This is a genomic window from Rhodospirillales bacterium RIFCSPLOWO2_02_FULL_58_16 (assembly GCA_001830425.1).
Lineage (GTDB): Bacteria > Pseudomonadota > Alphaproteobacteria > Rhodospirillales > 2-02-FULL-58-16 > 2-02-FULL-58-16.
On the sequence record MIAA01000024.1, the window covers coordinates 1 to 7,930 of the forward strand.

Sequence of the window (7,930 nt, forward strand, 5' to 3'; positions counted from 1 at the left end):
CTCCGGATACAGTAGCTGTCTGTCCGCCGGCGCCCAGCGTGATGGCGTCGTTCCCCGTGCCGCCGGTGATGGTCTCGACTCCGGACACAGTAATTGTCTGTCCGCCGACGCCCAGAGTGATGGCGTCGGCGCCGCCCTTGCCGAAGACGAGAGCGCCGGCTAGATCAGGCGTGGTTAAGTTGTTCAGGGTGATGGTGTCGTTGCCGGCGGTGCCGACTATGACATAGCCAATCTCGCTTAGGCCAAGGGACGGCAACACGATGATGTCGCCGGCGGCGGTCGCGTTTTGGAGATCGATCGCGCTCTGCGGGGTGTACCTGTTCTGCATACCTGTCCCGTTGGTGTCGGCGAACAGATACTGGCCGACATCGGTAAAGATGATGGTCGAAAGGGACGGACTGCCGATGGAAGCGTTAAAGCCGCTCCAGATGTCGAACGTGCCGGCGTTAGGGGTCGCGCTTGCGGTCAGCCTAAACTTGATATCATTCAGACCATCGAAAGAAATCTGGTTGGCGCCGCCGGAGTCGGTGATTTTGTCGTTACCGTCGAGCTTGTCATAGGCGAAATAGAAGTTGGTCTTTATGCCGGCGCCGTGAAAAGTATCGTCGCCCACGGTCCCGGTGAGAGTCTCCTCAAATGAAGGGGGCAGCAGCGGTAGCCTGTTAATTGGTTCGCCGCCGCCGCCGTGGGGATCGTGGTTCTGATTGCCGCCGCCTAAGCCGGGGCCGGTGCTGAAGATACCGCTGCCGCCTAAGCCGGGGCCGGTGCTGAAGATACTACTGCCGCCTAAGCCGAGGCCGGGGCTGAAGATATCGCCGCCGCCTGAGCCGGGGCCGGTGCTGAAGATACCGCCGCCGCCTGAGCCGGGGCCGGTGCTGAAGATACCGCCGCCGCCTAAGCCGGGGCCGGTGTTGAAGATACCGCCGCCACCTAGGCCGGGGCCGGTGTTGAAGATACCGCCGCCACCTAGGCCGGGGCCGGGACCGCCTAGGCCGGGGCCGGGACCGCCAAGTCCAAGACCGCCGAACCCACCCTCGGGGCCGGCCCCCTCCGGTCCACCCGGTTCGTCTTCCCTGGACGCTTCCTCCTTGGTCACCGCCGCTTGTTGCTTGACGGGGATCGCATCAACATGGTCGACAGGCTCGCTAATTGCCGCCGCCGGCTCTGCCGGCAGTTCAACAAATGGCGCGAATTGCGCCGCCGGTCCGGCCTGTGCGTATTGCCCCGGCGCCGCTGGTCTCGCCAATTTAATCACCATCTCCGGTGAAACGAAGGCGCCGCTGGGGGCGCGTAGTCCGGGCGGATGTTCCAGGGCAAAAAAGTTGCGAACAGACACCTGCTCGCCATTGTTGTTCTTAAGCAACAAATCCTGGCCGGCGCGCACGAAGTTGGCGCTTGTCAGCCACGATGCGTTAGGGATGTCAACAAACCCGCCATTGACGGCATTGCCGCCGGACGATAGCGACACCAAGGCTGCATTCGTAACGACTGCGCCTTCATTTGAATTTTTAACCATTTGCATTACTATTCCCCTCTGCCTTCCGAATTAAACGGCAGAAGAATCACTTCTCATAGTTTTAGCGTAATAAGAATAATAATAAGTAAACACATTTATTGCAATGGCCATCGACATACTGAGTATTTTTATACATGATTTATACAAAGACCAGCGGCGCCGGTCACTGAACAACCGAGCGGTCAACCAATGTTCTACTTACATTGGTCATTTTCATGTTCAATCGACAAACTAAAATCGGAGCCTTGGCAAAAAAAGCCGCGATCAGACGACCACCATGGTAGCGAAATCCTCTACCCCTCCAGCACTTCCTTTACCTTGCCGGCCAGGTCTTTCAGGCTGAACGGCTTGGGCAGGAAGTGGATGCCGGGGTCGCGGGCTATTTCCTCGTTCAGGACGTCCTCGGCGTAGCCGGACATCAGGATCACCTTTACGTCGGGCAATTCATGGCGGACCAGTTGGATCAAGGTGTGGCCGTCCATTCCCGGCATGACCACGTCAGAGACGATGAGGTCAATGGTCCGGCCCGAAGAATTGATAACGTCCAGGGCTTCCTCGCCGTTTCTGGCTTCGAGAATGTTGTAGCCCTTGTTGCGCAAGGCGCGGGCGCCGAACATGCGCACCGCGTCTTCGTCCTCGACCAGCAGCACGCAACCGTCGCCGGTCAAATCGACGCCGTCGGCGTGTTCCGCCCGCAACTTGACCGGAGGCCTGAGCGGGGTAACGCCTTCATCCGCCGACTCGCCGCCCTCGCGGCTGCACTTGGGGAAATAAATGCTGAAGGTGGCGCCTTCGCCCGGCGCGCTGTCAACGAAGATGAACCCGCCGGACTGGTGAACAATGCCGTAGACGGTTGACAAGCCCAGTCCGGTGCCGCGCCCCACCTCCTTGGTGGAGAAGAACGGCTCGAAGATGCGCCCGATGTCCTCTTTGGCGATGCCGGTCCCGGTATCGGAGGCCTCGATCAGCACATAAGCGCCAGCCGGAACCAACTCATGGCCGCGCTGCACGTCCTTGTCGATGATGACGTTGGAAGTGCGGATGGTCAGCATCCCGCCGCCGGGCATGGCGTCGCGGGAATTGACCGCCAGATTGATGATCACCTGATCAAATTGACCCCGGTCGGTGCGGATCAGAACCGGATCACGGTCATGTTCCATCATCAGAGTGATGTTCTCGCCGATCAGCCTGCTCAGCAGATTAGACAGGTCCGACAAGGCGTCGGTGACGTCAATCGTTTCGGGCTTGAGCTTCTGCTGACGCGAGAAGGCCAGCAATTGACGCACCAGATTGGTGGCCCGGTTGGCGTTCTGCTTGATCTGCATGATATCGGCGAAGGACGGATTATCAGGACCGTGGCGCTCCAGCAACAGGTCGCAAAAGCCGATCATGGCGGTCAACAGGTTGTTGAAATCGTGGGCAACCCCGCCGGCCAGTTGACCTACCGCCTGCATCTTTTGCGACTGGGAGAACTGAACCTCTAAATTCTTCTGTTCGGTGGTGTCGATGAAATGCAGAACCAGCCCCGAGAACTCGCCGTCGGCGTCTTCCATGCGGCTGGCGAACAGAGAAGCGGCCAGTTCACGCTGTCCTGAACCGGGCATGCGCACATCCAGATGAACGGCGCGCACGGCGCCCATTACCACCTTGGAGAGTTGGCCTCCCACATCGCCGCCGTCCTCCTTGCTCAGCAATTCGACGAAAAGGCGGCCGACCGCCGCCTCGCGGTGCAAGCCCAGCAGCTTGAGGAAGGCCCGGTTGCAATCGGTGACGTTGCCGTGTACGTTCAGCAAAACGATCCCCACCGGCGCTTCGTCGAAAAGCCAGTGCAGAGTCTGCTCCGGTCCACGGAAGTCGCCGTAGCGCCAGGCCATGTCGCGCAACACCACCGACCGGCTGTAGATCATGTCGCCGCCCCGGTTGAGCCGCTGTGATTGCACCAGACAGGCCCTGAAGGAGCCGCCGTCGTCGTTACGCAGCGTAACCTCGCCATGAAGGTCGGAACCGCCGTCCTTGCCTTGCGAGATGCTCTCCTCGGCGATGACGAAGTCGGCAAAAGTTCTCCCTCTTAATGCTCCCCCCGATTCCGCTCTAAGCCAGGACGCCAGCATTTGATTGGCATAAATGATGTTGCCGTTGCCATCGACCGAGAAATAACCGACCGGCAGATTGTCCAGAAAATCGGCCGACATTTCTTGGTCGCTGTTGCGCACGGCGTCAATCTCGCGACGTGCGGTGATGTCCTCCGCCTGCCACAGGACGTAACCATGAGGCAGCGGCGATATTGAAATCCGCAGCCACTCGACAGGCCCCGCCGGCATATGCAAAGGAACCTCGATATGTTCGGACAGGCCGGCTTCGGCGCCGGCCCTGAGGCGGGCGAACGCTTTCCTGGCTTCCTTCCCCTTAAGGATATCGGCGATGGAATCCAGCGATACCGCCAGGGCGAACAAGCGGTAAAAAGCGGCGTTGGCGTAAATGAATACGCCGTCCGCAGCAGTGATCATGCGGGCGTCCTTGCTGCTCTCGGCAGCGGCCAGCAGCAATTCCGCCACCGGATTGGCGTTGGCCTGGCCCAGCGACCAGGAAAGTCCGAGCAGGGCCATGACGGCAAGCCCCCCCGGCATCATAACCGTAATCCCGCCGTCGCCCGACCACAACCAGACGCCCGCCGCCGCCGCCGAAAGCACGCAGACGACGGCGCCCCATATCTCGGGCCTTCGCCACAGCGGCTTTCCGCCCGGAAGCCGGCGTCCGATCATTGCATGAGACTTCTCCGCTTGCGTGGTCAATTTCGGCTCCCCGCTTTCACTCACTGCATGGGCAGATCGCCCCTCAGGCGCATAATATAGCCGATAACTTCCGCCACCGCCTTGTAATGCTCTTCCGGAATTTCTTCATCAAGCTCGACGGTGGCGTAAAGGGCGCGCGCCAGAGGCGGGTTCTCGATAATCGGAATATTATGTTCCTCGGCAACCTCACGAATGCGGAAAGCAAGCGAATCGACGCCCTTGGCAAGCAGCCTCGGCGCCGTCATGTCCTTTACCTTATACTCCAGAGCAACCGCGTAATGGGTCGGGTTGGTGATAATCACGTCGGCCCTGGGCACCGCCGCCATCATGCGCTTTCGGGCGTGCTCATAACGAAGTTTGCGGATGCGGGATTTGATCAGCGGATCGCCCTGGGATTCCTTGTTCTCATCCTTGACTTCCTGCTTGGACATCTTCATCGACTTTGTGTGCGAATACTTTGTGTAGGCATAGTCCATCGCCGCGACCGCCGTCATCACCATGATGGTGCCCATTAAAAGCAGGATGGAGATATCATAGATGCGCTCAAGGGACAGGCTTAACTCCATCTCCGCGATCACGGCAAGATCGTCAAGCATCGGCAAAGCCAAACTGAAAGACACCACTCCGGTAACGATAAGCTTCATGATTCCTTTGACGAACTCAGTGACGGTGGTCATCGAAAATTTCTTCTTGATGCCGCCGAGAAGGGAGACATTGCTCCATTTAATGCTGATCTTGTCCGTCGCCCACAGCAGGCCGACTTGCGCCACGTTGGCGACAATGGCGGTAATGACCAGCAGGACCAGAAACGGCCACATAAGGATTCCGGCGTCTATGGCGACATTGGCAAACATAAAGCGAAGATGCTCGAAATCCATGGGCACGGCGTGAGGCATTTCAATGAACTTGTACGACATAGTGGTTACGCCGCGCATCATATCGGGAATCATCATGTACACCGCCGCCGTGCCGGCCATGATGATCGCCAGATTCTTGACCTCGGTCGAATTGGCGACCTGACCCTTTTCCCGGGCCTTATCAAGCCTTTTGCCCGTAGGGTCTTCTGTTTTTTGTGAATCGTCTTCAGCCATGGATCATCTCAGGGGTTATGGAGATATGTCATTTTACCAGAAAAGCGCTGAAGCCTTCGTTAAAGTGAGCCAGGAACACCATCATGATCGAGGACATTGCTATCATCACCACCCAAAGCTGGGCGGCGATCTGGAACGGCATGGCGAACATGAACAACGGCAACATCGGCATCAGGCGCCCAAGCAGACCGACGCCGACATAATAGACAAGGCCGCTGATCATCGCCGGCGCCGAAAGCTGCACTCCAAGCGCAAAACTGGCGGCGACCTGACGGGACAAAAATTCGGTGAAATCATCGATGGGAAGAGGTTTACCGGGAGCAAAAATAGTGTAGCTGTCAGACAGCGCGGACAGCATCAGGTGGTGCATGTTGGTGGAAAAAATCAACAGCACGCCGATGGTGGTGATCAGATTGGAAACCACCGAACTTTGCTGCTCGGCGATGGGGTCCTGGATCATGGCGTTAGCCAAAGAAGAAACCAGGGCGATGATTGTTCCCGCTATCTGCAGGGCGCTCACCAGGATAACGCCGATAGTTCCCAGGAAAGCGCCGATGATGATCTCCCCGACAAGCAGCGCCAGCAGACCAAGCGCCGACGGCGGCGCTGCGGGCAAGTCGGCGGACAGAATCGGCGTCAATACCAGGCTGACGCCGAGGGCGACAAAAATCCTGGCCTGGGGGTTGACTACCGGCGAGCTGAACCCCGGCAGGATCATCAGGGAAGTGCCGACCCGCGCAAAAATCAGTAAAAAACTAAAGATGTTGAGGTTGAGGAATTCCGAAAGCATGCCCTGATCAGCTTAACGCGGTCATGTGATCGAAAAGCCGCCGGGAGAATTCAAGAACCGTTGTCATCATGTAAGGAAGGAAAATAATAATGGCGACGAAAATAACCAGAATCTTCGGAACAAAAGTCAGCGTCATTTCCTGAATGGTGGTCAGTGCCTGAAACAGGGAGATAATCAGACCGACGATAAGTCCCGCCACCATGATCGGCCCCGATGTCCACAGGATAACGCCCAGGGCGTCGCGCCCGATTTCAAGTACGGCCACCTCATCCATAGCGTATTATCCCGCCCTGTAACCGGCGCCTTACATCGGCATCCTGAGAATTTCCCTGTAGGCTTCGATAACCTTGTCGCGCACCGCCGTCACCGCCTGCAAGCTCAACTCCGCTTCGCTGACGGCGGTCACTACCTGATTCAGGTCGGCGCGGTCATTAATGGCGGCGATGGAGAGGGACTCGCTTTGCTTGTTGATATCGATAGCCTTCTGTATGGCGTTCTGAACCAGATTGCCGAAGGTGTTGACCGGAACGGCGTCGCGGGCGCCCAATCCGAGCGCGGTTCCCCGCTGGGTGCTTGCGTAGGCGTTGATGGCGCCGGTTATGTTCTGAACGGGAAGTGCCATTATGATCTCCTGGTTCTATTGGATAAGCGCCGGGGCGCGTCGGTAATCAGCGAAGAAGGTCGATGGTGTCTTTAAGTATCTGCTTGGATGCCTTGACGACGTTCAAATTGGCGTCGTATGAGCGTTGAGCCTCCCTCATGTCCATCATCTCGATCAACGGATTGACGTTGGGAATCTGGACATAGCCGTCAACGTCCGCCGCCGGATGATTGGGATCAAAGCGCTTCTCGAATTCTGATTTATCGGTTCCGATGTTATTCACCTTGACCACATTCAGGCCGACATTGCGGTCCAGCACGTTCTTGAAGGTCACCGTCTTGCGTTGATAGGGAAGCTGTCCCGGCCCTTTGGCCATGGAGTCGGCGTTGGCGACGTTCTCGGAAATGACGCGGAGGCGCGTTCCTTGCGCCTTCATGGCGGACGAGGAAATCCGCATTGTTTTCATAAGATCATCCATAAGCTCTCACTCCGTCCTATTTTGCAGTGCCGAGGCCGATGCGGATCATGTTGAGGTGCTTCCTGTAAATTTCGGTCGTCAGCCTGTGAGAGATGGTGGTTTCGTTGATCTTTCCCATCTGTTCCTCAAGCACCACTGCGTTGCCGTCCGGCGCCGTCTCGAAGGGGCGCTTCTCGACCGCCGAGGCGAAATCACGAAGGCGCTTGCGTTGTCCGGCCAGGTGGTTAGGCCCCGATGACGCCATATTGATCTGCATATTCTCCTGACGGACCAGTTCATTGAAATTGAACTTCTTGAGATCGCTCGGCCTGAACTTCGGCGTGTCCGAGTTGGCGATATTCTGGGCAAGAACCTCCTGACGTTGACTGAGCCATGCCAGTTGCTTCTTCACCACGCCGAAGAGAGTGATATTTTTAAGGTCCATGCGCAAAGTTCCTTATCGGCACGACTGTTTCTTCGTTGCCGCATTATCGCGCAGCAATGTTAATAATCGGTGAATTAGGCAAAAATTTCCTACCTGCTTGTCGGGGATAACGCCGGCGGAGTGATTCCTGCGGATGTTTACAGCAATTCGCGCAATTTAACCCCGAGCGGCCTCCCCTTCGTAAGGGGAGGAGCTTTTCTCCCATCCTTGCGAAGGAGGCCGCCCACTTTTTCCCCTC

8 protein-coding genes are annotated in these 7,930 nt (G+C 57.6%); all 8 read right to left on the reverse strand.

Translation table 11 applies throughout. The features are described from left to right. Positions 1-1,522, reverse strand: a 1,522-nt coding sequence (locus A3H92_03465) for a hypothetical protein (GenBank protein OHC75061.1), incomplete at its 3' end; no start/stop codon positions are given. A gap of 287 nt (positions 1,523-1,809) precedes the next feature. After that, positions 1,810-4,278 (reverse strand): hypothetical protein, encoded by a 2,469-nt coding sequence (locus A3H92_03470; protein OHC75062.1) that lies wholly within the window; start codon positions 4,276-4,278, stop codon positions 1,810-1,812. Between the two features lie 50 nt (positions 4,279-4,328). Further along, the gene (locus A3H92_03475; protein OHC75063.1) at positions 4,329-5,399 is read right to left on the reverse strand and encodes a flagellar biosynthesis protein FlhB; all 1,071 of its coding nucleotides are present in this window, start codon (positions 5,397-5,399) and stop codon (positions 4,329-4,331) included. Positions 5,400-5,427: 28 nt separating this feature from the next. Continuing rightward, positions 5,428-6,189 (reverse strand): hypothetical protein, encoded by a 762-nt coding sequence (locus A3H92_03480; protein ID OHC75064.1) that lies wholly within the window; start codon positions 6,187-6,189, stop codon positions 5,428-5,430. 7 nt (positions 6,190-6,196) lie between these two features. Further along, positions 6,197-6,463: a flagellar biosynthetic protein FliQ gene (locus A3H92_03485; GenBank protein OHC75065.1), complete on the reverse strand. Its 267-nt coding sequence runs from the start codon at positions 6,461-6,463 to the stop codon at positions 6,197-6,199. A 30-nt stretch (positions 6,464-6,493) separates the two neighbouring features. Next, entirely contained in the window at positions 6,494-6,811 is a 318-nt protein-coding gene (locus tag A3H92_03490) for a flagellar hook-basal body complex protein FliE (protein OHC75066.1), read from the reverse strand. Positions 6,812-6,857: 46 nt separating this feature from the next. Beyond that, positions 6,858-7,268, reverse strand: a complete 411-nt coding sequence (locus tag A3H92_03495) for a flagellar basal body rod protein FlgC (GenBank protein ID OHC75067.1) — start codon at positions 7,266-7,268, stop codon at positions 6,858-6,860. 16 nt (positions 7,269-7,284) lie between these two features. Next, complete coding sequence (locus A3H92_03500) at positions 7,285-7,692, reverse strand: flagellar basal-body rod protein FlgB (protein ID OHC75068.1); 408 nt, start codon at positions 7,690-7,692, stop codon at positions 7,285-7,287. Positions 7,693-7,930 lie beyond the last annotated feature (238 nt).